The 24,566-nt window shown below is 37.5% G+C and carries 20 protein-coding genes; 11 read left to right on the forward strand and 9 right to left on the reverse strand.

Going from position 1 to position 24,566, the window contains the following annotated elements:
* The first annotated feature begins 123 nt into the window (after window positions 1-123).
* From F8M47_RS06075 to F8M47_RS06095, 5 genes are all read left to right on the forward strand, one after another.
* Window positions 124-1,446 carry an MFS transporter gene (locus F8M47_RS06075; protein ID WP_150539251.1) on the forward strand — a complete coding sequence of 441 codons (1,323 nt, stop codon included), beginning with the start codon at window positions 124-126 and terminating at the stop codon, window positions 1,444-1,446.
* A 141-nt stretch (window positions 1,447-1,587) separates the two neighbouring features.
* Window positions 1,588-1,752 (forward strand): DUF1016 N-terminal domain-containing protein, encoded by a 165-nt coding sequence (locus F8M47_RS12355; protein ID WP_150539252.1) that lies wholly within the window; start codon window positions 1,588-1,590, stop codon window positions 1,750-1,752.
* Window positions 1,724-2,617 (forward strand): PDDEXK nuclease domain-containing protein, encoded by an 894-nt coding sequence (locus tag F8M47_RS12360; protein WP_150539253.1) that lies wholly within the window; start codon window positions 1,724-1,726, stop codon window positions 2,615-2,617. Before F8M47_RS12355 ends, F8M47_RS12360 begins: the two co-directional genes overlap by 29 nt.
* Before the next feature lie 143 nt (window positions 2,618-2,760).
* A complete protein-coding gene (gnd, locus tag F8M47_RS06090; RefSeq protein ID WP_150539254.1) occupies window positions 2,761-4,215 on the forward strand; it encodes a decarboxylating NADP(+)-dependent phosphogluconate dehydrogenase in 1,455 nt (484 codons plus the stop codon).
* Between the two features lie 92 nt (window positions 4,216-4,307).
* Window positions 4,308-4,613: a hypothetical protein gene (locus F8M47_RS06095; protein ID WP_150539255.1), complete on the forward strand. Its 306-nt coding sequence runs from the start codon at window positions 4,308-4,310 to the stop codon at window positions 4,611-4,613.
* A gap of 58 nt (window positions 4,614-4,671) precedes the next feature.
* Here the strand turns inward: F8M47_RS06095 and cysZ are convergent, their stop codons facing one another.
* Complete coding sequence (gene cysZ, locus F8M47_RS06100) at window positions 4,672-5,553, reverse strand: sulfate transporter CysZ (protein ID WP_150539256.1); 882 nt, start codon at window positions 5,551-5,553, stop codon at window positions 4,672-4,674.
* A gap of 120 nt (window positions 5,554-5,673) precedes the next feature.
* Here cysZ and zipA point away from each other — a divergent pair, with 120 nt between their 5' ends.
* Both zipA and ligA read left to right on the forward strand, forming a co-directional pair.
* Window positions 5,674-6,678, forward strand: coding sequence for a cell division protein ZipA (gene zipA / locus F8M47_RS06105; RefSeq protein WP_150539257.1), 1,005 nt, complete (start codon window positions 5,674-5,676; stop codon window positions 6,676-6,678).
* Between the two features lie 62 nt (window positions 6,679-6,740).
* Window positions 6,741-8,789 carry an NAD-dependent DNA ligase LigA gene (gene ligA / locus F8M47_RS06110; RefSeq protein ID WP_150539258.1) on the forward strand — a complete coding sequence of 683 codons (2,049 nt, stop codon included), beginning with the start codon at window positions 6,741-6,743 and terminating at the stop codon, window positions 8,787-8,789.
* A gap of 86 nt (window positions 8,790-8,875) precedes the next feature.
* Here the strand turns inward: ligA and F8M47_RS06115 are convergent, their stop codons facing one another.
* From F8M47_RS06115 to F8M47_RS06145, 8 genes are read right to left on the reverse strand one after another with little or no spacing between them, the layout of a single operon-like run.
* Window positions 8,876-10,981: a polysaccharide biosynthesis tyrosine autokinase gene (locus tag F8M47_RS06115; RefSeq protein ID WP_150539259.1), complete on the reverse strand. Its 2,106-nt coding sequence runs from the start codon at window positions 10,979-10,981 to the stop codon at window positions 8,876-8,878.
* A 27-nt stretch (window positions 10,982-11,008) separates the two neighbouring features.
* Window positions 11,009-12,166: a polysaccharide export protein gene (locus tag F8M47_RS06120; protein ID WP_150539260.1), complete on the reverse strand. Its 1,158-nt coding sequence runs from the start codon at window positions 12,164-12,166 to the stop codon at window positions 11,009-11,011.
* Between the two features lie 42 nt (window positions 12,167-12,208).
* Window positions 12,209-13,417, reverse strand: coding sequence for an exopolysaccharide biosynthesis polyprenyl glycosylphosphotransferase (locus F8M47_RS06125; protein ID WP_150539261.1), 1,209 nt, complete (start codon window positions 13,415-13,417; stop codon window positions 12,209-12,211).
* 1 nt (window position 13,418) lies between these two features.
* Window positions 13,419-14,552 carry a glycosyltransferase family 4 protein gene (locus tag F8M47_RS12145; protein ID WP_208790035.1) on the reverse strand — a complete coding sequence of 378 codons (1,134 nt, stop codon included), beginning with the start codon at window positions 14,550-14,552 and terminating at the stop codon, window positions 13,419-13,421.
* 6 nt (window positions 14,553-14,558) lie between these two features.
* Complete coding sequence (locus F8M47_RS12150) at window positions 14,559-15,605, reverse strand: EpsG family protein (RefSeq protein WP_208790036.1); 1,047 nt, start codon at window positions 15,603-15,605, stop codon at window positions 14,559-14,561.
* Between the two features lie 9 nt (window positions 15,606-15,614).
* A complete protein-coding gene (locus F8M47_RS06135; protein WP_150539262.1) occupies window positions 15,615-16,508 on the reverse strand; it encodes a glycosyl transferase in 894 nt (297 codons plus the stop codon).
* 12 nt (window positions 16,509-16,520) lie between these two features.
* Window positions 16,521-17,705, reverse strand: coding sequence for an oligosaccharide flippase family protein (locus tag F8M47_RS06140; protein WP_150539263.1), 1,185 nt, complete (start codon window positions 17,703-17,705; stop codon window positions 16,521-16,523).
* Complete coding sequence (locus tag F8M47_RS06145; RefSeq protein WP_150539264.1) at window positions 17,705-18,574, reverse strand: polysaccharide pyruvyl transferase family protein; 870 nt, start codon at window positions 18,572-18,574, stop codon at window positions 17,705-17,707. Before F8M47_RS06145 ends, F8M47_RS06140 begins: the two co-directional genes overlap by 1 nt.
* Before the next feature lie 483 nt (window positions 18,575-19,057).
* Here F8M47_RS06145 and galE point away from each other — a divergent pair, with 483 nt between their 5' ends.
* The 4 genes from galE (at window position 19,058) to adk (ending at window position 24,504) form a co-directional block, all read left to right on the forward strand.
* Entirely contained in the window at window positions 19,058-20,074 is a 1,017-nt protein-coding gene (galE, locus tag F8M47_RS06150) for a UDP-glucose 4-epimerase GalE (protein WP_150539265.1), read from the forward strand.
* Window positions 20,075-20,185: 111 nt separating this feature from the next.
* Window positions 20,186-21,466 (forward strand): AmpG family muropeptide MFS transporter, encoded by a 1,281-nt coding sequence (locus F8M47_RS06155; RefSeq protein WP_150539266.1) that lies wholly within the window; start codon window positions 20,186-20,188, stop codon window positions 21,464-21,466.
* 303 nt (window positions 21,467-21,769) lie between these two features.
* Entirely contained in the window at window positions 21,770-23,740 is a 1,971-nt protein-coding gene (locus F8M47_RS06160) for a TonB-dependent receptor domain-containing protein (protein ID WP_150539267.1), read from the forward strand.
* A gap of 119 nt (window positions 23,741-23,859) precedes the next feature.
* Window positions 23,860-24,504 carry an adenylate kinase gene (adk, locus tag F8M47_RS06165; RefSeq protein ID WP_150539268.1) on the forward strand — a complete coding sequence of 215 codons (645 nt, stop codon included), beginning with the start codon at window positions 23,860-23,862 and terminating at the stop codon, window positions 24,502-24,504.
* The last annotated feature ends 62 nt before the right edge of the window (window positions 24,505-24,566 follow it).

Consider the following 24,566-nt stretch of genomic DNA (forward strand, 5'->3'; position numbering starts at 1 on the left):
TATGAATAAAATTCATGATTCAGCTTAAAATTTTTCAGCAGTTTTAGCACAATTTAGCGTTGTTCTTTAGGGTTGTTTCATTTAGGATTCCAATTAAATGAAAATCTTTAATAAGGAATTCCTATGACAATTCAAGCACAACAACATAATAATAATTTAAGGCAAGCAATCGATAACAGCCCAATGGGGGGTTACCAATGGGCGATTGTGATTATGGCTGCCGTAATGAATTTTTTAGATGGTTTTGACGTACTAGCTATCGCTTTTACCGCAACCAATATTTCTAAAGAATTTGGTTTATCTAAAACCGAATTTGGCGTGTTAGTTAGCGCGGGTTTAGCGGGGATGACGGTAGGGTCGTTATTTCTCGCGCCTTTGGCGGATAAATTCGGTCGTCGTCCGTTATTATTGCTTTCAGTCGCATTATCGGCGATTGGCTTGTTAATTTCAGGCTTATCTACTACGCCGTTTGTGCTTGGTTTTTCTCGCGTGATTACAGGCTTAGGTGTTGGCGGTATTTTAGTCGGTACAAACGTAATCACGAGCGAATATTCTTCGAAAAAATGGCGTAGTTTTGCGATCAGCGTATATGCGGCAGGTTTCGGGATTGGTGCGATGATCGGTGGTATGTTGGCAAAAGAATTACAAGCTGCATACAGCTGGCATGCGGTGTATTTTGCAGGTGCGACAATGACCGCTGTAGTATGGGCAGTGTTATTTATTTGGTTACCAGAATCAATCGACTTTTTAACCACTAAACAGCCCGCTAATGCAAAAGCACGTTTAAATCAAATCGCGCAAAAAATAGGCTTTGGTGGCTATTGGGATTTACCTGTAAAAGTAGAGGTAATTAAAGCAAAATTACCGATTTCACAGCTATTTAACGCGAAATATCGTCGTTCAACCTTATTATTATGGTTGTCGTTCTTTGCGATTATGTTCAGCTTCTACTTTATTAGCTCATGGACGCCCGCATTGTTAAAAGAAGCAGGAATGACGGTTGAGGACAGTATCAACGTTGGTATGGCAATTTCGATTGGTGGTGCAGGTGGCTCATTGATTTACGGTTTAATTGCCAGCCGTTGGTCAGCACGAGCAGTATTAATGCTGTTTACGGTGCTATCAGCGATTGCGATTGTTGTATTTATCCTTTCTTCATCGGCTTTAGCGATTGCAATGGCTATGGGCGTTGTGGTTGGCGCATTAATTAATGGTTGTATCAGCGGTTTATACACCATCAACCCAGCTACCTACGATGCAGATATTCGTAATACAGGCGTGGGCTGGGCAATTGGCGCAGGACGTGCAGGCTCAATTCTTGCGCCAACTGTCTCGGGAATGCTATTAGATGCGGGATTAGAAAAACAAACGCTTTATATCGCCGTAGCAGGTGTGATGTTATTAGCAACCATTGCATTAGCATTTAAACGAGAAAACAAAATTTGATTGTAACGACAGAGCCAATCTGCCGATAGCAGAAGCAAAAATTTGCTTCTAAACACAATCATAAGCGGTCGAATTTGCGAAACTTTTTGCAAATTCGACCGCTTGCATGTATAAGAATGTTGTTTTTTAAAAGGAGAAAGTATGAAAAACAATCTAACAACATCTTATCTTAATGAAATTAAGCACATTTTACATTCAGCTCGCCAACAAGCCTATGCAGCGGTTAATTCCGCAATGGTGGAGGCTTATTGGAAAATTGGGCAACGTATTGTGTATTGTGCTAGAAGAACAAAATGGTTCAGATAGAGCGGAGTATGGTAAACAAATCTTACAAACGCTTTCGATTGAATTAACTAATGAATTTGGCAAAGGATTTAGCTATCGTTCATTACGAGAAATTCGCCAGTTTTATTTATTATTCAATGATCTAACAAAGTGGCGAACACTGTTCGCCAAATTAAGTTGGTCACATTTTCAACGTTGTTTAAAAGTGTCTAATGACCAAGCTCGTTTGTATTATTTAACCGAAGCAGCAGAAAATCATTGGTCGGTACGCACCTTAGATCGCAATATTTCAACGCTATATTACGACCGCTTACTTGCAAGCCAAGACAAAGAACTTGTGCGGGCAGAAATGCAAGAAAAAACGCAAAAACTGCAGGCGAGTGATTTTATAAAATCACCAACGGTTTTAGAATTTCTCAATTTACCGAGCCATTTAGCTTATAGCGAAGCAGAGTTGGAAAAGGCTCTGATTGATAATTTACAACAATTTATGTTGGAGTTGGGCAAAGGTTTTGCCTTTGTCGCTCGCCAACAGCATATACGCACGGAAACTTCTGATTTCTTTATTGATTTAGTGTTTTATAACTACATTTTTAAATGCTTTGTGATTGTTGAACTTAAAACAGAAAAGCTCACTCATCAGGATATCGGACAGCTGGATATGTATGTGCGAATGTATGATGATTTGCAAAAACGTGAAGATGATAATCCAACCATTGGCTTGTTACTTTGTACCGAGGCTGATAGCGTTGTAGCTAAATATTCCGTGCTAAATGACAGCTCACAACTGTTTACAAGCAAATATATGGCGTACTTGCCAAGCGAGGAAGAATTAGTACGAGAAATTGAACAGCAAAAAATTATCTTTGAACAGCAATTTGGCTAAAATAAAAGAGTAACTTGGTTGCAGTGTAACCACATAATTTAGTCACTCCATATGTGCGTATGGAGTATAGCAAGCGGTTAATTTTGCAAAATTTTTTACAAATTCGACCGCTTGTCGCGAATTAAAACCAACAGGAGAAAACAATGTCAGTAAAAGGCGATATTGGCGTTATCGGTTTAGCGGTAATGGGTCAAAATTTAATTTTAAATATGAACGACAACGGCTTTAAAGTGGTGGCGTATAACCGTACTACTTCAAAAGTGGATGAGTTCTTAGCGGGAGCGGCGAAAGGTACCAATATTATCGGTGCGTATTCATTAGAAGATTTAGCTGCGAAATTAGAAAAACCGCGTAAAGTGATGTTAATGGTGCGTGCAGGTGAAGTGGTGGATCAATTTATTGATGCGTTAGTGCCTCATTTGGAAGAGGGCGACATCATTATTGATGGCGGTAACTCAAACTATCCTGATTCTAATCGTCGTGTGAAAGCATTAGCAGAGAAAGGTATTCGCTTTATCGGCACAGGCGTGTCGGGTGGTGAAGAAGGTGCTCGCCACGGGCCATCAATTATGCCAGGCGGTAACGAAGAAGCGTGGCCTTATGTGAAGCCTATTTTACAAGCGATTTCAGCGAAAACTGATAAAGGCGAGCCTTGCTGTGACTGGGTGGGCAAAGAAGGTGCAGGGCATTTTGTGAAAATGGTTCACAATGGTATCGAATACGGTGATATGCAATTAATTTGTGAAGCCTACCAATTTTTAAAAGACGGTTTAGGCCTAAGCTATGATGAAATGCAAGCCATTTTTGCTGAGTGGAAGAAAACGGAATTAGATAGCTATTTAATTGATATTACCACCGATATTTTAGGCTACAAAGATGAAGACGGTACGCCATTAGTTGAGAAAATTTTGGATACCGCAGGTCAGAAAGGTACGGGTAAATGGACAGGGATCAATGCTTTAGATTTCGGTATTCCATTAACGTTAATCACGGAATCTGTGTTTGCACGTTGTGTTTCTTCATTTAAAGATCAACGTGTTGCAGCCTCAAAATTATTCAACAAAACCATCACACCAGTTGAGGGCGATAAAAAAGTATGGATTGAAGCAGTGCGTAAAGCATTACTTGCTTCAAAAATCATTTCTTATGCACAAGGCTTTATGTTGATTCGTGAAGCATCAGAAAACTTCGGTTGGGACATCAACTACGGCGCAACTGCACTATTATGGCGTGAAGGGTGTATTATCCGTAGCCGTTTCTTAGGCAATATTCGTGATGCGTATGAAGCGAATCCAGACTTAATCTTCTTAGGTTCTGATGATTACTTCAAAGGTATTTTAGAAAATGCTATGGCAGATTGGCGTAAAGTGGTGGCGAAGTCTATCGAAGTCGGTATTCCAATGCCATGTATGGCGTCTGCGATCACCTTCTTAGATGGCTATACTTCAGAGCGTGTACCAGCAAATTTACTGCAGGCACAGCGTGATTACTTCGGTGCGCATACTTACGAACGTACCGATAAACCACGTGGTGAATTCTTCCATACTAACTGGACAGGTCGTGGCGGTAATACAGCTTCAACCACTTATGATGTGTAATAAATGCTAGAACTAATTGAACACTAAATGTTCTAACAAGCGGACTGATTTTCAGTCCGCTTTTTTTACATTTTAAACATAGGAAGCAAATTATGAAAAAATTACTTGGTATTTCAGTTTTAGCAATGTTACTTGCAGCTTGTTCAAATGAGCGTCCACATCATCCATACCCACATAAAGCAAATCCTGCGGTAGAAGAGGCATTAAAGGCGTGTCATGAGTCAGTCGGCTCAATGCAAGATCGTGAAAAATTTGATGCTTGTATGCAAGAAAAAGGCTTTGAAAAACCAGCACAACATCATGATCAAATACAAGGAAAAGTAAAAGAAGAGATTTCAAATAAAAAATCAGATGCTAAAAAAGCAGTGAAAAAAGTAAAACAGACTAGTACAAAATAGCAGAAAGCCTCTCATTCGAGAGGCTTCTTTTTGTAAAAAAATGGCGAAATTTGACCGCTTAACGAGGTTTTATATCACCATTGCGAACATCGGTGCTTACCGCACTTGAACGTGTTTCTGTGCTTAATTCGTGGCTGGTTTTCGTCGTATAATCTGCGCCACTAAAATCGCTTTTGCGCCCTAACATAAAGTCGCGGTATTCTTCCACCCACATCGCAGTTGCGCCACATACAGCAACGGGCATCACCACTAAATTCACAAAGGGTAAAGCCGTAAAAATGCTGACAAAAGTTCCGAAGGTGAAATTTAATAGTTTGCGTTGTCCAAGTGCATTGCGCATACGTTTAAAGCTAATTTTGTGATTGTCGAATGGGTAGTCACAATACTGAATCGCAAGTAACCAAGCACCAAAAACAAAGGTGAGAATTGGCACAATAGTTTGCCCGATAACAGGGACAAAGCTTAATAAAAACAATGCGATAAAGCGAGGAATGCTATACATCATCTTTTGCCACTCACGTTTGAGCATTCGAGGCACATCTTTCAACATTTCTAGCATGCTCATATTGTTTAACTGTTCGCCTGTGAGCTGCAATTCCACTTTTTCTGCTAGCAAAGCGTTAAATGGAGCTGCGATAAAGTTGGTGATCGTGGTAAAGGTAAAATAAAACAGCATAATTAACGAAAGTACCGCAAGTGGTACTAAGATAATGGTAAGCCAATTTAGCCACGAAGGCATAAAGCTGACGATCCAATCTGCCCAACTGACAATATTGCCAATAAAAAACCAAAGTAGTGCAATCATTAATACGCTATTAATCGCAATTGGAATTAATACAAATGGTAGGAGCTGGCGTTGTAGTATAAGCCTCCAACCATAAATAAAGTAATGAAAGCCTAAGCCTAATTCGCTTTGTGGCTCGTTAAATGCTGATGACATATAGATTCGATCCTTAATTTGTTCAAAATTCGCAAAGAAATATGTTAAGCTACGCACATTATTTTCGCAAATAGTGAAATTTAAATTTTGTAGATTATTTTAAGTGAAAGAGGATCTCAAATGGAGCTTCATGTTCTTTTCTTTATTTTAGCGGGCTTGTTAATTGCTCTGTTAATTGGCTTTAGTATTTGGTCTGGTCGCCGTGAAAAATCACGTATTTTTTCAAATACATTTTCAACTCGCCCACCAGCAACGCCGATTAATAATGTGGTAACCGATATTCCTGAATCGCTTAATCCACAGCAATATAATACGACGGGTAGCACAGCAACAAATGTTGAAGAAGTAGAAAATCCAGTTCAAATTCAACAAGAAGTAGAAAGTTCATTACGTGAGATTAAAATTAATTTACCAGGGCAACAGCCTACGGTTTATAACAATGAGCCTAGCGCACCTGTTTATGGCTACAACAGCGCACCCGTACAGTCACAACCTGCGCAACCTGCTTATCAACAACCTGTTGAGCCAGTGTTTAACCAAGCGCCACAATCTCCGATTGCACAAGCCACTTCTGTTTTAGAGCAATCGGTCGAAGAGCTAGAACGTCAAGCAGAATTAGGGGAAGTTGATATTTATTCAGATGCATCTGTGCGAGTGGAATTAGCAAAAAATTCGCTACAAACAGAGGCTGAAACAACAGAACAGGCATCTGCACCAGTAGCTGAAAATAATATAATTACCCTTTATGTGGTGGCACCAGAAAACCAACAATTCCGTGGCGATTATGTGGTACAAAGCTTGGAAGCATTAGGTTTCCAATATGGCGAATATCAAATTTTCCACCGTCACCAACATATGGGCAACAGTGCTTCGCCAGTGATTTTCAGTGTGGCGAATATGATGCAACCAGGTGTATTCGATTTAACGAAAATTGAGCAATTCAGCACGGTGGGTTTAGTATTATTTATGCACTTGCCGTCAGAAGGTAATGATCAAGTAAATCTTAAATTACTATTGAAAACAACGGAGAATCTCGCACAATCACTCGGTGGTTTCGTATTAAACGAACAACGAGAAATTTTTGATGAAGCTTCTCGTCAAGCTTATTTAGCTCGTGTAAGCTAAGTTGTAAAATTTTGAACATAAACGACCGCTTGTTAAGCGGTCTTTTTTATAGAGAATTCCCCATGCCATTATTATCCCAAATGCAAACTGAAACGAATACAACAACTTTTGCCGAGTTGGAAGCACTTCGTCAAAAATTACGAGAATATGAATATCACTACCATGTGTTAGATAACCCGCTAGTGCCCGATGCTGAATATGATCGATTAATGAATGAATTAAAAAATCTCGAATGGCAGCATCCTGACTGGATTACGCCAGATTCTCCGACGCAACGAGTGGGGGCAAAACCGCTTGATGGTTTTGCACAAGTGACTCATGAAATCCCAATGCTATCGCTTGATAATGCCTTCTCAGATGAAGATTTAGATGGCTTTTTACGCCGTATGGAAAGTTATATTTCGGAAGAACCTGCTACTCTTTCATTTTGTTGTGAGCCGAAATTAGATGGTTTAGCCGTCAGTATTTTATATATTGATGGTGTGTTAAGCCAAGCTGCGACACGAGGCGACGGCACAACGGGCGAAGATATTACTGCCAATATTCGTACGATTCGTAATATTCCGTTAAAGCTTGCTATGGATAATCCGCCTGCTCGTTTAGAAGTGCGTGGTGAAGTGTTTATGCCACAAAAAGGCTTTGAAGAATTGAATGAACGCGCATTGGCAAAAGGTGAGAAAACTTTTGCGAACCCTCGTAATGCGGCGGCAGGCTCGTTGCGCCAGCTCGATCCCCAAATTACTCGCCAGCGCCCATTAGTGTTAAATGCTTATGGCATTGGAGTGTATGAATCGGATGATGAGTTGCCTTCAACGCACTTTGAGCGTCTGCAATGGCTGAAATCTATCGGGATTCCAGTAAATAATGAAATTCGCCTTGCTCAAGGTCGTGAGCAATTACTCGCGTTTTATGCTGATATTCAAACTAAGCGACCGACACTCGGTTATGACATTGATGGTACGGTGTTAAAAGTTAATCAGATTACCTTGCAAGAGCAACTTGGCTTTGTTTCTCGCTCACCACGTTGGGCAATTGCTTATAAATTCCCTGCACAAGAAGAAATGACGGTGTTAAATGATGTAGAATTTCAGGTAGGTAGAACAGGTGCAATTACTCCTGTGGCGAAGCTGGAGCCTGTATTTGTAGCAGGGGTAACGGTAAGTAATGCGACTTTACATAATGGTGATGAGATCGAGCGTTTAGGCATTGTGATTGGCGATACGGTTATTATTCGCCGTGCGGGGGATGTGATCCCGCAAATTGTCGGTGTGGTAATCGAACGTCGCCCTGAACATGCAAAAAAAATTGAATTTCCGACCGCTTGTCCTGTGTGTGAATCGGCGGTGGTGCGAGTAGAGGGTGAAGCGGTAGCTCGTTGTACGGGGGGATTATTCTGTGGCGCACAGCGCAAAGAAGCGTTAAAACATTTTGTATCTCGTAAAGCAATGGATATTGATGGCGTAGGTGAGAAATTAATTGAGCAATTAATGGAACGTGAATTGATTCATACACCAGCGGATCTATTTAAACTTGATCAAACCACGTTAATGCGTTTGGATCGAATGGGGGAGAAATCAGCACAAAATGCTTTAAACAGTATCGAAAAAGCAAAAAATACCAGCTTAGCTCGGTTTTTATTTGCGTTAGGTATTCGAGATGTAGGCGAAGCTACCGCACAAAATTTAGCAAATCATTTTCATAATTTGGATGCGATTCGTGTGGCAACATTTGAGCAGTTACAAGAAGTGCAAGATGTAGGCGAGGTGGTCGCAAATCGGATTGTTAGCTTTTGGCAAGAACCACATAACGTGGTGGTTGTTGAAGACTTGATTACGCAAGGCGTACATTGGCAAGATGTTGTGCCACTGGAAATTGCGGATAATCCGTTAAAAGGTAAAAATGTTGTTTTAACAGGTACGCTAACCCAATTAACCCGTGATCAAGCAAAAGCGTTATTACAAAGTTTTGGTTGTAAGGTTTCTGGGTCGGTATCCAGTAAGACCGATTATTTAATTGCGGGCGAAAAAGCAGGTTCGAAATTAGCAAAGGCACAAGAGCTTGGGGTTAAAGTATTAACTGAACAAGAATTAGTTGATTTAATGCCTGCTTAATGTAAAAAGGAGGCGGAATTTGACCGCTTGTGAGTTTGAATCATAAGAAAAGCCATCCGTAACAGGATGGCTTTTTTGTCGATTGATTAGATATAGCGGTGATTAGCGGTTGCTTTTGCACAGTTTAATACGAAGCCATTTAGCTTCACGCCAGTTCGTTCGAAGTGCTGTAATGTTGCCTCTAACTCTTGGTTAGTGGTTTCACCAAAGCGAGCCACTAAAATCGTGGTGCCAGCAAAACGCCCGATAATTGCCGCATCGCTTGAGCTAAGCACTGGCGGTGTATCAATAATCACAAATTCATAATTTGCATTTGCCCAACTGAGTAATTGTTGGAATCGTTCACCAAGTAATAATTCAGACAGGTTTTCTGAAATTTTACCTTTTGTTAATACATCAAAATGTGCATTTGCTGCGGGCGCTACTGCTGATTCAAACGCTAAGTTTTGACTTAGTACTTCACCAATACCGTTGTTATTTTCGGCATCAAACATTTTGTTTAAATAGCTGTAACGAGTATCTACATCAATCAAGAGTACTTTTTTGTCCGCTTTAGCGACAATATTAGCTAAGTTGGTTGCGATAAAGGTATTGCCTGTGTCATACGAGGCACTCGAAACCATCAATACGTTATTGTCGGCTTGTTGCATTGCAAAGTGAATATCTGCTCGCAGGCTACGTATTGCTTCAATCGCGGGATCTGCGGGAGCGCTTTCTGATAATAGCTTGGTGTTATTTTTAGTGAAGTAGCCTTGTTTGAATTTATCAAAAGAGAAATTCGGCTGCTTTTGGCTATTTGGCACACTGCTATAAGCGGTTAGATTAAATTTTTTAGCAATCGCTGTGGATTGAATCGTACGATTAAATAACGCTTTAAGTAAAGAGAAAATCATGCCCAATACAAATCCGAAGAAGCCAGATAACAGCGTAGAGACACCTTTACTTAATGCACTTGGATTAGGTAACACTTGTGCAACATCAAGAATGCGAGCATTACCAACTGCGCCAGCTCTTACTACGTCTAACTCTTGTAATTTGTTGGAAAGTTGCATATAGATTTGTTGATCAACTTCAAGTTCACGGTTTAGGCTTACCATATCACGTTGGGTTGCGGGTAAGTTTTCCATTTCTTTGTTGATTTTTGCTTTCTCATCACGTAATGATTTTTTCTGATTTAATAATGCAACATAAGTTGGATGGCGCTTGGTATACTTCTGCGCAATTTCACCTTCTTTAATGGTAAGTGCGTTTAAATCAGCATCAATACGTACGAGTCGATCTAAATAAGACTTTGCTTCTAAATCTAAATCAATAGAGCTATTCTCTTCTTTATATTTGTTTAAGCTGTTTTCTGCTTCAATTAATTTTTCTCTAACTTCAGGTAAGCGGTTTTGGAGTAACGCTAAACTTCTTGACGCTTCAGCTGCATTTTTATGCGCATTTTGTTGCACATAACTTTCTGATACGCTTTTAATAATATTTTTAATATCTCGTTGGTTTTCACCTCGGATAGCGATTTCAATTACACCCGTTTCTTTACCTTTTTCATTGATATTTAAACGTTGTTGTAATCGTTCAATTGCTGCCAATTCAGGGATTTTTTTCAACTGAAAACGTTGCCCTGCGTTACCGTGCAAGATAGAAACTTTAAATTTAAGTTGGTCGTTTACATAAGAGCGATTAACTAATCCTTCTAAAATCAGTGTATCGCCATCTTTTTGATAAAGGCGATATTCGCCTTTATTCACACCAACTTCGAGTACTAATTCCTCTAAATTTTCATTTTCAGGCACAAACTCTGCGACAAAAATATCAGGGGTATAGCCTGCAAGATTGTCCAATCCTTTACTAATAAAAGGAATTGCACGAACAGGTTTTACTTCCGTGGTTAGATTAAGATCTTCAACGGTTTTTGCTAAAACTAAGCGAGATTTAATCACTTGAATTTCAGTATTTGATGAAGATTCTTGAGTAAAACCATCGGAAAGCTCTTTTAAAATATTACCCGATTTTTTCTCATCAACCTGTACTACTGCATTGGCGGTATAAACAGGTGTAGAAAGAATGCTGTAACTTAACCCTAAAGCGGCAAATATGATCGTACACAATAGGATTAAATACTTATTATCAAGTAATACATTGATGAACCTCATTAAATCGATTTCATCATTTTTTATGTCTTTGTTATTCATTCCATTCCCTTTTTGTGTGAGGTTTAATTACCAATTTTTGATACGGAGTGTGCCTTCGGTTAAATCGTTAAAGCCTGTAATTGTTGGTAATACTTGAGTAATTACACGATTCCAACGAGTAAGTGGCGCAGTTGTCACGTAAACCACATCATACGGTTTGAGGAAGAATTCTGTTCCTAAAATATAAGATGTTGGATTGGTTACATCTAGCTGATAGATATTTGCCACTTTCTCAATACGCTTATCATCTTGGTCATCCACCACTGGCTTTGTACCTCTTTCGCCCCGAATAACGAAAATACCTGTCGCATCGGCAGCTAACTTATCGATACCACCGCTGGCTGAAATGGCTTCGGTGAGGCTCATGCCGTTACGACCGATTTTCAGCAATTGAGGTGCTTGTACCTCGCCAATTACGAATACTTTTTGAGCATCGTTACGTGGAATATGAATAATATCCCCATCGGTTAATAAACGGTTTTGAGTGAGGTCACCTTTTTGTAATAGCGCTTCTACGGAAACGATTTCATCTCTACCTCGGTGGGTAATCGTGACGTTATTCCAATCCGCATCGGCAGATAATCCGCCTGCTTTATTAATTGCATCTAGTAATGTTAAAGGTACATTGCTGATAAATTGTTGACCTGGATTTTTTACTTCACCCGTTACATACGCTTTTTTCGATTGGAAAGAAGCTACGGTAACTTCTACTTGTGGCTCCATAATATAAGCTGCAAGACGGCTGGTGATACGGTCCCGAATTTGATTTACGGTTAAACCTGTAACTTTAATTGTGCCGACATAAGGGTAGAAAATCGTGCCGTTCGCGTGCACTTGGTTACCTGAATCAGCCGCCGAGCGGTAAGTACCCGCAGGCGTAGTTAATTCAGGGTGATCCCAAACTGTTACATTTAATACATCACCAATACCAACGAAATATTGATAAGCCTTAATTTGCTGATCTAACGCAGGATTATTTTGTGCGCTAGCTTTAAACGGTGCGAGTTCTTTTAACAGTTGAGGTGTAATAAGATACGCATCAACGGCTTTATCTACATCCAGCACTTCGCCCTTTACTTCAACGTTTTTATAACGAATAGGAGAGTGGCTGCTTGGGAAAAGCGAGCAACTTGCAAGCGCTAAAGAAGCGGTAATAATCGAGAGTTTTTTTACTAATTTATTCATAAATACAATGCTCTTTGTAAAAAATAGCCAAAATTAGACCGCTTAGCGGGCGCCAAAACCAGTTAGCATGGTTTGGATTGTTTTAAAGAAAATTAATACATCAAGTGCAAATGAGAAATGTCTGATGTAATAGAAGTCATGCTCAATTTTCACTTGGGTTTCATCTTCCGTTGCTGCATAGCCATGTGTAACTTGTGCCCAGCCAGTAATGCCAGGTTTTACAATGTGACGATAGCTGTAGAACGGGATATTTTGATCGAACTGTTCCACAAAGGTTTTCTGTTCTGGGCGTGGGCCAATTAATGCCATATCGCCTTTTAATACGTTGAAAAACTGTGGTAATTCATCAATACGGGTTTTACGAATAAATTTACCAACACGGGTCACTCGCATATCGCCTACGGTTGCTAATTTTGCACCGTCTTTTTCTGAATCTTTACACATGCTACGGAATTTATAGATGCTAAATTCTTCGCCTTTTTGTCCGATACGTTTTTGAATAAAAAGTACAGGGCCTTCGCTCTCTAGCTTGATCAGAATTGCGGTAATTAACATAATCGGTAGCACGATTGGGAAGCTGAGTAGCACTAATACCGAGTCAATAAATTGCTTGGTTCTTAAATAAGCGACCGAAGGTTGCAATGAGCCAAGATCGTTTTCATACATATGAGTGATCTTGGTACGCCCAGTGAGAGCTTCTCGAATTTGGCGTACATTGTAAGTATCCACTCCCGCTAAGGTTCTTTTCGAGATAAAGCGTTCCCATTCATCAGTTAATTTGGGCGAATATAGATCCGCTACTAAGGTATCAATATCTTGTACAGATTGATTTGGATCTTCGAGTTTTACCCAATTTACATTTGGAATTTGCTCAAGATGCTTCGCTTTACCTAATGGTATGTAATGAATAGTTGGTTTTGGACCGCTATATTTCATACGGTTTGCCCAATAATCTAAGCCGATTACCAGTGGGATATGTAAAATGAAATAGGTAACCGAGTAAGTGACTTGGAATAGGGTAACAATCACTAAGCTAAAGCTATAAGTTACAATTACACTTGGTAATAGAATCAGGTTTTCGTGTTTGCCTGGGAAATTTGATAATTTATGCGATAGCAATGAATGAAATACGTAGCACATAGCACCGATAAAGATACTATGCGAAATAAAGCCTTCAGGTAAATCAGCAAATATACCTAATATAAGCGCAGGTATAAAAATGGCGATTGCACCACAAATAATAAATCTCATCTTAACTCTCCTGTAAAATAGAAATCAGTTTGTTATTTACTTTAACAATATCGAATTGCTGTTCAGCCATTTTGCGGCTCTCAATCCCCATTGAAAGAATTTCTGCTTTATTTTCAATGAAGTAACGCATTGCTTTTGCGAGTTCATCAACCGCATACACAGGAACTAGTAAGCCATTTTTTTGATGCACTACGGTTTCTCGACAACCTGGTACATCAGTAGTAATAATGGCTCTACCAATTGCCATAGCTTCTTGAGTACTTCTTGGCACGCCTTCTCTGTAGGATGGCAGTACAAAAACTGAACTATTGGCAATCACTTCTGGCACATTATCGACATAGCCTAGATATTCAATGATGTTGTGTTTTATATAGTCGTCTAAAGCGTCTTTTGAGATTGCAAAAGGATTTCCTTCATCAAAGCCACCAATAATTGTGAAACGGGTTGTTGGGTATTCCGCTTTAATTTTTTTAGCTGCTTCAAGATATTCAAAAATACCTTTTTCTTTTAATAAGCGAGCAATAAACAGGAAAGAAACCTCTTTGCTAGTATCCACTTGTTGATAATTGAATCGATCTAAATCAACCCCAATTCCACCTAAAATCGCAGTCGATTTGGCTGAAATTCGATAGCTATCAATTAAATCTTTTTTATCATCAGGATTTAGGAAAATTAATTTATCTAAGAAAGGTAGCGCAATTTTATAAAGCAAAATTTGGATAGCTTGCACAATTTTCGCTTTTAGGGTTTTTCCTTCTTTGTAAGGTGTGAATGCATTACCTAGCCCTTCGATCATGCCAACGATTTTTGGTACGCCAGCTAGTTTCGCTGCAAGCGAACCAAAAATTACAGGTTTGATAAATGTGCTAAATACGATGTCAGGTTGAAGCTGTTTTAATTCTTTCATTAGAAGATAAACTGCTTTTAAATCTTTAATCGGATTCATTCCTTTTGGATTAATGGAATGCGCTTTAGGAATTGCTCCCCAGTCACTGACTTCTTTTTGTTCTTTTGCTGTATAGCCATAAGCATAGCAATAAACGGTGTAGCCTCTATTAACCAGCTCAATGACTAATTCTTTACGGAAATTAGTAATCATAGAAGCAATATTGCCAATAAGTACGATCTTTTTCATAATAAGTTACATAAATAAAACATTGCGGTAATCGAAACAGCATAATGCATAAGGAGAATAATTAATCCATATAAAAAATAGTGCGCTATTTTCAACAATTAATGCAATTAAAAATAGAGATTTTAATTCGAATGATTTTAAATATTCAAAGAGTTTCGCAAAGACAACAATGTCGAAAATAATAAAATAAAGGTTAAAACGATCAGCAATGGTTGAATAAACAAAGCTAACAGGTAAAAATATTAGAATTAAGATGCACATTAAATCTAATAATCTATAAGTATTTGGATAACTTTCAACAAAGATATGCTTTTTCCATAAATAAACGGCAATAGGCAATAAATGCAGTGCTATCCTAAATACTGCTCCCGCTGATGATAATTCACCAGAGGTGTATGCGCTTTCTCCTTGTGAAATCATATAAATGATATAAAAAGAGAAAAGAACAACGAAAAAAGAATATAAATAAAATATTTTATTCTTATAAAAATCAGAATTTATTAAAGGTAAAAATGCAAGGAAAATAATGGCAGATTTATGGAATAAATAAGCCAAAGCAATCCATAAAAAGAATTTCCACTTTTGGGGTGTTTGAGTAAATAAGGTAGAGAATGCATAACAAACTAAACCGATTGCAGCAGATTGGCGCGTATAGCCCATACCTACCGCAATAATGGTATAAGAAAATGCAATTAGAAATGCCAAAAACAGATGTTTAAATTGGCGAGATAATTGATAAAAACCGATGATAAGACAAAATGCACAAACAAAATTCACAAATGAAATAGAATAATTTAACTGATGTGCTAACCAGTTAAAAAATCCATATCCATATTCTGAAGTATTTGCGACTTTAAAAAAGTTATCTTCTTTATAGAGATCGAATATATATAGGTAGCTGTACCAATCGCCTCCCACTTCAAAACGACCACCAATAAAAATAAAGATAAATGCAGAGAAAATAAACAAGCATATTTCTCCACCTCTATTTTTAGGTAGGTTAATGAGGTTCATAACAACAACGGTTGCCCAGATATACCAATATATAAACATAAATACTTTCTATTTGTTTTCTAAAAATTTGGTTAAAAATTTTTCAAAATTACAGTTATCTAAGATTGCTTTCCAAGAAAATCTAGACATATCAATTGGATGATTTTTTTCTTGCGCAAGTTCTAATTGATTTGAATTTATCTCTTCAAGCCAGATTGGTTGATAGCCAATTTCTTTGCAAAATTTTTCAACCCAGTGATAACGATTCGATATTAAGCGTAATCCTGATGCTAAATATTCCAAGGTCTTGGTACTAGTTTGAATATTAAATGGATATACATCTGGGGTGTAATTTAATCCAAAACGAGCATTAGCATAAATTTGCGGTAGCTCAGTTCGATTAACTTTGCCTGTCATATAAATGCCAGCTGATTTAAATATACGTTTGGTTTCATCATCGACTTCACCTACTACAACCACTTTATAAGATGAAGATAAATGCACCAAACTTTGAATTAATCCTGCACGACCAATGATTGAACCTGCATAAACTACATCATATTCAGGGCGTGGGTTCGGCGTTTGAAAGAGTGCCGAATCAATTCCCATATCCCGATAAATATAGGGTAGCTTATCGCAGAAGGCTAACTCATCTTTTACAATTTCATTAAGAAATATGCGCCCTTGAGGCTTGGTATTCGTATATTTCTTAATAAAATTTTTCATTTTGGCGCACTTAGGGGTTGAGAGACTTTGATATTCATGTATCTCAATTGCTTTTTGTGAGGCATATCGTTTCCAAAATGGGCGAATGCCTAAAAAATAAATATTAATATCGTTATTCGGATCTAGATTTTCTTCATAATCTAATTGCACTAAGTGATTACGTTTCGTTAAATAATCGCTATAAGCAAATGCTTCAGGAGTATATGCGTTCCTTTTTAAAGTAATTCCGATTTTCAATTGTTTATGTACCTAAATAATGCCGAGTTTAATATTTTCCTTTCGGTAAGTGTTCCATACTAATGCTTTAATCATATTGACACCGAGCGCGGTTGAAATGGCTGCGCCAATGATGCCGTATAAATGAGAAAGATAAATACACAATACCGTGCTAATGTAGAATACAATAGCCTGATATTTAAGTAACATCTTTTTATTTTCTGTGTAACTAGCTAGGGTCATACCAAATCCCCAAATTTGAGAGACAGAGACACCAAGTATTAAAATCAGTAACGAAATATATCCTTCATCGGTATTCTCGACACCGTATAAATAGAATAAGAAATCCCCAAGCAGTGCGCTTGCAGCAACGATTGAGAGACTAAATACACAGAGGAAAAGCGTATATTTTCTGGTATAGCTATAAAGCTGTGTATAGTTTTGTTGCTTATATAAGTTGACGATAGTCGGAGTAACGACAGCCATTACTGACGCAGAAAAATAAGAAATTAGCGCCATAAAACTATAGCAAATAACATAAATTCCGATGGCTTTATCATCAACAAAGTAAGAGAGAATAATACGGTCGAACTGTGCATTTAATAGAACAAAAAGCGCAGACAATGTTGGAATTGCGCCGTATTTCAATAAATCTTTGTAGTGATAAGCGGTAAGATTTTTATCGTTTTTTACATATTTTGTGGTCAGTAGCGCTGCAAATAAAAATAGCGCAAAGGTTGCATAAAAATACAACCAGAAAAAATCAACGTCTTTAATAAAATAACTAAATACCAAAATGAATATGAGTGGTAATAAATACCGCAATCCATCATCAATTGCGGTATTCAGATACTGTTGCTGATTTACGATAAATATTGAGGATTTACAGTAAAAGAAAGAGTAAAACAGTACGACAAATCCGATATACCAAAGCCCAAACTCAAACTGAAATAACCAAACCGAAAAGGCAGTAACCATTAATGAGGTGAGTGTCCAAAACCCTAAAAATTTTGGCGCCACTGTGCGTTGGTTAAATTCAATAATGTGAACATAATTACCCCAGTTAGCGATAAGAGATAAGATCAAAATATAGGTTGTTACCAACCCATATTGACCTAATACATCAACCCCAAAATATCTTGAGATTGCCATACCTAAGAGTAGCGATGAACCTGCACCGATTGCTTTAAGTACAAGAAGGAAAAATACTTTTTTCATTATTCAATAAATGTCACGTTATTCGAGTGGGACATACTTTGTTCATATACCCCCTTGCATTTATAGTAGCCATTGTTATAAATGCTCAATTTTTTGTTTAAAAGATATGCACCAACAGCGACATGTAGCCTATCAGTACAGACTTCTTCGTATAAATTAATCAGTTGTAAGAATTGTTTTGCGCTATAGAGCGAGGCTTGGTAGCTATCGGTACCAAAACTTGCAACTAAGGATAGGTCATTGGCTAAACTTCTTTTAACTGCTAAATTTTGATTGCTCTCTTTATCTGTACGCATTGCATTTATTTTGGAGGTAAATAATGCACGTAAGCGGTGGAAATTGATCAATATTTTACGAATAATGTTTTTACTCGTTAATTTAATTTTAAAATGAGGGGTGCTTGTCAAAATTTGCATTGGATTAATGCAAAATGCCATATCATCAGCGAGATATACTTCTTTAGCATTTGATGTTTGCTGACAATATTCAAAACTGTATTTTTCTCTGCAAAAGATAATGCTATCTTCAGGTAAGTTTGAAATTAATTCATCTATACCTCGAATAGAATGAGGTAAAATAATAAGTTTAATTTTTATTTTTGAGTTAATTAAAGATCTTATAAAGTTAGGTGTTGAATCCCATTCAGGAACCAAACAACCGCCTCCGCCGATTAATACAATATCATCATTTTTTAGTTGATTAATTTTATCCTGTGAGATTAAAGAAAAGCTGAGCTTAAATTGTTCAGCTAAAGTGTAAAATCCCATGTCTATCAACGCATCACCAGCATTTCCTCCATTGGGGTAGTAAAAGATGTTACCTTGTTGATATGTTGAAAGTGTTTTAAATACATTATGTAAATTAGACATAAAAGACCTCTATAATTGTTTATTTTTCGTAGCTTTACTCAATAAATATAATGTGTATATCTATTTCTTTTGAGTATTCTTTGGCGATAAATAGCCACGACTAATGGCTATTTTTAATAAAATAGGGTCTATATTACTTGTCCGATATTTTCTATAAAATATCTTACTTTAGGATAAAGTTATCGTTTATTTATTAAGTTTTTGTAACTTGTTGTGTTATATAAGTATGGCTCTTAGGATTATAGATTAATATTTATAGTGTGATCAATAGTTATAGAGGTCTTATATGTCATATAAGATGTAAAAATAAAGGAGGTCTTATATGTTAATTGTTTTGAACTTTTTATTATTTTTATGATACAAACGGTTAAATTTTTTTAAATTTTTCCAATCGTAAAATAAAGCGTAAACCTACGCGAAGCGGGTTCATTGTTAGCCGAAAAAGGGTATAATGGCGCGCATGATTCTTAATGAGGGGGCTGTATGGCTATTTTAGTAACAGGTGGTGCGGGCTACATTGGTTCGCATACGCTAGTGGAATTATTAAATACAAATCGTGAAGTAGTAGTATTAGATAACTTATCTAATTCAAGCGAAGTTTCACTTGAACGTGTAAAACAAATTACAGGTAAAGCGGTTACTTTTTATCAAGGTGATATTTTAGATCGTGAAATGCTACGCAAAATTTTTGCAGAGAATAGGATTGATTCTGTAATCCATTTTGCAGGCTTAAAAGCGGTGGGAGAAAGTGTGCGTGAGCCATTACGTTATTATCAAAATAATGTGACAGGCTCTATCGTATTAGTTGAAGAGATGCTAGCTGCAGGGGTAAATACCATTGTATTTAGTTCTTCAGCAACCGTTTATGGTGATCCACAAATTATTCCAATTGTGGAATCTTGCCCTGTTGGCGATACCACTAACCCATACGGCACATCAAAATATATGGTAGAACGTGTATTAGAAGATACAGTAAAAGCGTTCCCACAATTAAGCGCAGTAGTGTTACGTTATTTCAACCCAGTTGGTGCACATGCAAGCGGTTTAATTGGTGAAGATCCTAACGGTATTCCAAACAATTTATTGCCTTATATTAGTCAAGTAGCAGTAGGTAAGCTAAAAGAGCTTTCTGTGTTTGGTAGTGATTATGATACTCATGATGGCACAGGTGTGCGTGACTATATTCACGTCGTAGATTTAGCGCTTGGTCACTTAAAAGCATTAGATCGCCATCAAGGTGATGCGGGTTTTCATGTTTATAACTTAGGTACAGGTACAGGCTATTCTGTGCTTGATATGGTAAAAGCATTTGAAACCGCAAATAGCATTCAAGTTCCTTACAAATTAGTTGATCGCCGCCCTGGAGATATTGCAGTTTGTTACTCTGAACCTTCTAAGGCATTAAAAGAGTTAGGTTGGAAAACAGAACGTGGTTTAGAGCAAATGATGAAGGATACGTGGAATTGGCAAAAAAATAACCCAAATGGTTATAAAGGCTAATCAAGTGGAGTAAAAGTACGGCACAAACATTTAAGTTTGTGCCTTTTTTATCTCTAAATATTTCTGTTATGATGTTTCATCAACAGATTACTTGCAAAATTCAAGGAAAAAATGACCGCTTCTCTCTCTCCTCAACCCTCAATTTGGCGACAAATTTTCACCAAAAATATGTTGCTTTGTGTTTATACGGGCTTCTGTTCTGGATTACCTTTATTTGTACTGATTCAGCTAATGCCAGCGTGGTTTACCTCGGTGGATCTTGATATTAAAACTATCGCTGCTTTCACGCTAACTTCTTTGCCTTATACATGGAAATTCTTATGGGCGGCATTATTAGACCGCTACTTTCCACCGTTTTTAGGGCGCCGTCGCAGTTGGATTTTTGTTGCTCAGCTTGGCTTATTCGCCATTTTAGCCAGCTTTGGTTTTTTTGATCCTGTGGTGGATATTAAGCTAATTACCTTGCTTTCAGTGCTATTGGCATTCTTATCTGCGACACAAGATATTGTAGTGGATGCTTACCGCCGAGAGATTTTATCGGATAATGAATTAGGTTTAGGCAATTCGATTCATGTAAATGCATATCGGATTGCAGGACTCATTCCTGGTGGCTTATCGCTTTTCTTAGCAGATCATTACCCATGGCAAACGGTATTTATGATTACCGCAGCTTTTATGCTGCCATGTTTATTGGTAACGCTGTTTGCGCATGAACCAAAATCTGCACCGATTGATACTAGCAAACCGTTTTATATGGCGTTTGTTGATCCATTTAAGGAATTTTTCCGCCGTAAAGGTGTGTGGGGCGCATTGGGGCTTATTCTCTTTATTTTCTTATATAAATTAGGTGACTCACTTGCTACTTCTTTACAAACCAAATTTATTTTAGATATGGGGTTTACCAAATCACATATTGCTGCAGTGGTAAAAACTACATCGCTTTGGTGCAGTATTGGTGGTGGCATTATTGGTGGTATTGCGATGCTGAAATTGGGCGTGAACCGTGCGTTGTGGATTTTTGGTTCAGTGCAACTGATTACGATTTTAGGTTTTGCTTATCTTGCAAGTTTTGGCGTATTTCCGACCGCTTCAATTGGTTCTGCCGAACTCTTTAAATTAGGGATTGTAATGGCAGGGGAATATCTCGGTGTTGGGCTTGGTACAGCGGCTTTTGTTGCTTTTATGGCACGTGAAACTAACCCGATGTATACCGCAATGCAATTAGCAATTTTCACTAGCCTTGCAGCACTTCCAAGTAAACTTTTAGGTGCTTATACAGGGCATTTGGTTGAAGCATTTGGCTATTATCAATTCTTTTGGATCTGCTTTTTTGTTGCGATTCCTGGGATGTTAATACTCATTAAAGTTGCACCTTGGTTTGAGAATCACTAATCTTTTAATTAAAATACTTAAAAAGTATTGAATATAAGTGGTTAAAAATACAGCTTGTTATTCCTGCCTGTCTTAGAACAGGCTTTTTTTATGTCATATTACTAGAGAGATTTATTGTAAGTTTTTATATATATCATTCTGTTTTTACAAGAAAGCATTAAAAATCATATTCAATTTGATTAAAAGTTATGCTTCTCGGTTATTTTTGTATAAGTAAATAATATTGACTATCATTATTGATTTAAGTATATTTACGAAACATTTTCATTAATGATAGTTATTATCAATTATAGGTGGTCATTTATGCAGTTTAATCAATCTAAACTTACTTTAGCAATTTTAGGTGTAACAACGCCTTTTGTGTATGCGCAAGAAGCCTCAACTCAGTTGGATCTGATTCAAGTGGTAGAAAGTAATACGGGAGCTAAATCCAAAACTAATGTGGTTACATTGAAGGACATTCAAAAAAGCAATGCAACTGATTTAAAAGGATTATTAAAAAATGAACCTTCAATTGGTTTTGGTAGTGGTAATGGGACATCACAATGGATTACATTACGTGGTTGGGGGCAAGATCAAATTGATATAAAAATTGATAATGCTTATTCTGATGCACAAATGTTCCACCATCAAGGTCGTTTTACTTTAATTGATCCAACTTTAATCAAGCGTATAGACGTACAGAAAGGAGCTGGTTCAGCGAGTGCTGGTATTGGTGCGACGAGTGGTTCTATTTCTGTAACAACTGTTGATGCGAAAGATTTACTGAAAGATGGGCAAGATGTAGGTTTTAAAGTAAATGGTACTTATAGTTCAAATAAAGGTTGGTCTGAAGGAGGCTCTGTATTTGGACGTTATGGTAATGTAGATGCTTTAATTAGTGGTAACTGGGTAACAAATCAAGAGTATAAAGCGGGTAATGGTTATTTGGTTAAAAATAGTGGTTTAGATCAACGTGGGTTACTTGGAAAAATTGGCATCGATATTACTCCAGAACACAGAGTAGTATTAAGCCATCGTCAAGAGCGTCACTATGGTGAACGTAATTTACGTGAAGAATTTGACTTTGCCCAATCAAATAATGAAGCAAATAACTCACCAAGTTATCGAGTAACGTCAACAGATACAACTAATCTTGCTTACACAGGGAAAAATTTAGGATTTGTTTCGCGTGTAGATATGAATGCATCGCATATGGTAAATGCACGTGAAACATATGGTACGACTAGAAGTAAGGTACGTATTGTTACTGATAGTGCTAACATTAATTTAGATAGCCCTATTGGTGAAAATCATATGATTAAATATGGCGTAAATTATCGCCATCAGGAAGCAAAACCAGCAACTAAAACTTATGCGACACATAACCAAGAAAAAACAGACTCTGCAGCTTATGTAGAAGGTATTTGGGGGCTTGGAACCGTGACACTTACAACGGGAGCTCGTTATGATCACTTCAAGTTTAGAGCAATGGACGGTAAAGAAGTTAGTGATGGTAAATTAAATCCAAGCGTTGGATTGATTTGGGAAGCATTAGATGGCTTAAGCTTTAATGCGAGTCATAACTATGCAACACGTAGCCCTCGCTTCTATGAAGCACAACTTGCAAGTGGTGCTACACGAGGTAGAAAAGCAGTCTATTCTGTGGCAAATAATTTAAAAGCAGAACATGCTCGTAATACTGAAGTAGGATTTAACTATCGTATTAATGAAAACTTTGAAGTAAATGGTAGCTATTTCTGGCAAACAATCCAGCATCTACAAAATAGTGAATCAGTAGGTAATGGTGTATATAACATCTATAATTCAGGTACACTAAAAAATAATGGTTATGAAGTCGGGGCTTCATATCGTATTGAAGGTTTAACATTACGTGCAGGTGTTGCGCACAGTAAACCAAAACTTGAAGGTACTACTTATGATGCTGTTGTTACCGCTGTTCCTGTAGGGCGTACTTGGACAACTGGTATTGCTTATGAATTTGTTGAGCCAAGTGTTGAGTTAGGTTGGAATGGTCGATTTGTAGAAAGTTCAAGCTATGATACTGCAACCAACAACCGTGGTGGTGGTACAACAACTAATAAACGTGCAGGATATGGTGTAAGTGATTTCTATATTAACTGGAAACCAACAAGTAAAGATAATCTAAATATTAATGTTGCATTAAATAATGCATTTAATAAATATTACTATAGTCATAGCCAACGCCATGGAACGAACTCGCTTCCTGCAACGGGTCGTGAGTTTACTTTAGGTATGAACTATACATTCTAAGTGAAGCAAGTTAATTATTTAATGAGCTATGATCATTAGAAAAATTTGCAATTTAAGGCAGTAATCGGTAAGGTTACTGCCTTTGTTTCATTTTTATTATTTAAGAGAAGAGGACTCCTATGAAAATTATTCTGTTAGGTGCACCAGGTGCAGGTAAAGGCACACAAGCGCAATTTATTATGAACAAATTCGGTATTCCGCAAATTTCAACAGGCGATATGTTCCGTGCCGCAATTAAAGAGGGAACTGAACTTGGTAAACAAGCAAAAGCGTTAATGGACGAAGGTAAATTAGTACCAGACGAATTAACAGTTGCGCTCGTAAAAGATCGTATTGCCCAACCAGACTGTGCGAACGGTTTCTTATTAGATGGCTTCCCACGCACGATTCCACAAGCGGATGCATTAAAAGATTCAGGAGTTAAAATTGATTTAGTATTAGAGTTTGATGTTGCTGATGAAGTAATTGTTGAACGTATGAGCGGTCGTCGTGTACACCAACCATCAGGTCGTACTTACCATGTGGTTTATAATCCACCGAAAGTTGAAGGTAAAGATGATGTAACAGGCGAAGATTTAATTATTCGTCAGGATGACAAACCTGAAACAGTATTAGAACGTTTAGCAATTTACCATAAACAAACTAAACCATTAATCGCTTATTACACAGCTGAAGCAGAAGCGGGTAATACTCGTTATGAGCGTTTAGACGGTACTAAGCCAGTTGAACAAGTTAGCGCAGAATTAGCAAAAATTTTAGGCTAATTTCATAAAATACAAGCGGTCATTTTTACTAAAGCATTTGTAAATTTTTAGTTAAAAATGAC

This window comes from Actinobacillus vicugnae (genome assembly GCF_901687125.1).
GTDB classification, from domain to species: domain Bacteria; phylum Pseudomonadota; class Gammaproteobacteria; order Enterobacterales; family Pasteurellaceae; genus Actinobacillus; species Actinobacillus vicugnae.

Bases quoted from the DNA above. Each gene is read 5' to 3' on its own strand.
- F8M47_RS06125 (WP_150539261.1), bottom strand. From the start codon at position 13,417: ATGAGATTTATTATTTGTGGTGCAATCGCCATTTTTATACCTGCGCTT.
- F8M47_RS06115 (WP_150539259.1), bottom strand. From the start codon at position 10,981: ATGAATAACAAAGACATAAAAAATGATGAAATCGATTTAATGAGGTTC.
- F8M47_RS12355 (WP_150539252.1), top strand. From the start codon at position 1,588: ATGAAAAACAATCTAACAACATCTTATCTTAATGAAATTAAGCACATT.
- F8M47_RS06155 (WP_150539266.1), top strand. From the start codon at position 20,186: ATGACCGCTTCTCTCTCTCCTCAACCCTCAATTTGGCGACAAATTTTC.
- F8M47_RS06140 (WP_150539263.1), bottom strand. From the start codon at position 17,705: ATGAAAAAAGTATTTTTCCTTCTTGTACTTAAAGCAATCGGTGCAGGT.
- galE (WP_150539265.1), top strand. From the start codon at position 19,058: ATGGCTATTTTAGTAACAGGTGGTGCGGGCTACATTGGTTCGCATACG.
- cysZ (WP_150539256.1), bottom strand. From the start codon at position 5,553: ATGTCATCAGCATTTAACGAGCCACAAAGCGAATTAGGCTTAGGCTTT.
- ligA (WP_150539258.1), top strand. From the start codon at position 6,741: ATGCCATTATTATCCCAAATGCAAACTGAAACGAATACAACAACTTTT.
- adk (WP_150539268.1), top strand. From the start codon at position 23,860: ATGAAAATTATTCTGTTAGGTGCACCAGGTGCAGGTAAAGGCACACAA.
- F8M47_RS06095 (WP_150539255.1), top strand. From the start codon at position 4,308: ATGAAAAAATTACTTGGTATTTCAGTTTTAGCAATGTTACTTGCAGCT.
- F8M47_RS06075 (WP_150539251.1), top strand. From the start codon at position 124: ATGACAATTCAAGCACAACAACATAATAATAATTTAAGGCAAGCAATC.
- zipA (WP_150539257.1), top strand. From the start codon at position 5,674: ATGGAGCTTCATGTTCTTTTCTTTATTTTAGCGGGCTTGTTAATTGCT.
- F8M47_RS12145 (WP_208790035.1), bottom strand. From the start codon at position 14,552: ATGAAAAAGATCGTACTTATTGGCAATATTGCTTCTATGATTACTAAT.
- F8M47_RS06160 (WP_150539267.1), top strand. From the start codon at position 21,770: ATGCAGTTTAATCAATCTAAACTTACTTTAGCAATTTTAGGTGTAACA.
- gnd (WP_150539254.1), top strand. From the start codon at position 2,761: ATGTCAGTAAAAGGCGATATTGGCGTTATCGGTTTAGCGGTAATGGGT.
- F8M47_RS12150 (WP_208790036.1), bottom strand. From the start codon at position 15,605: ATGTTTATATATTGGTATATCTGGGCAACCGTTGTTGTTATGAACCTC.
- F8M47_RS06120 (WP_150539260.1), bottom strand. From the start codon at position 12,166: ATGAATAAATTAGTAAAAAAACTCTCGATTATTACCGCTTCTTTAGCG.
- F8M47_RS06145 (WP_150539264.1), bottom strand. From the start codon at position 18,574: ATGTCTAATTTACATAATGTATTTAAAACACTTTCAACATATCAACAA.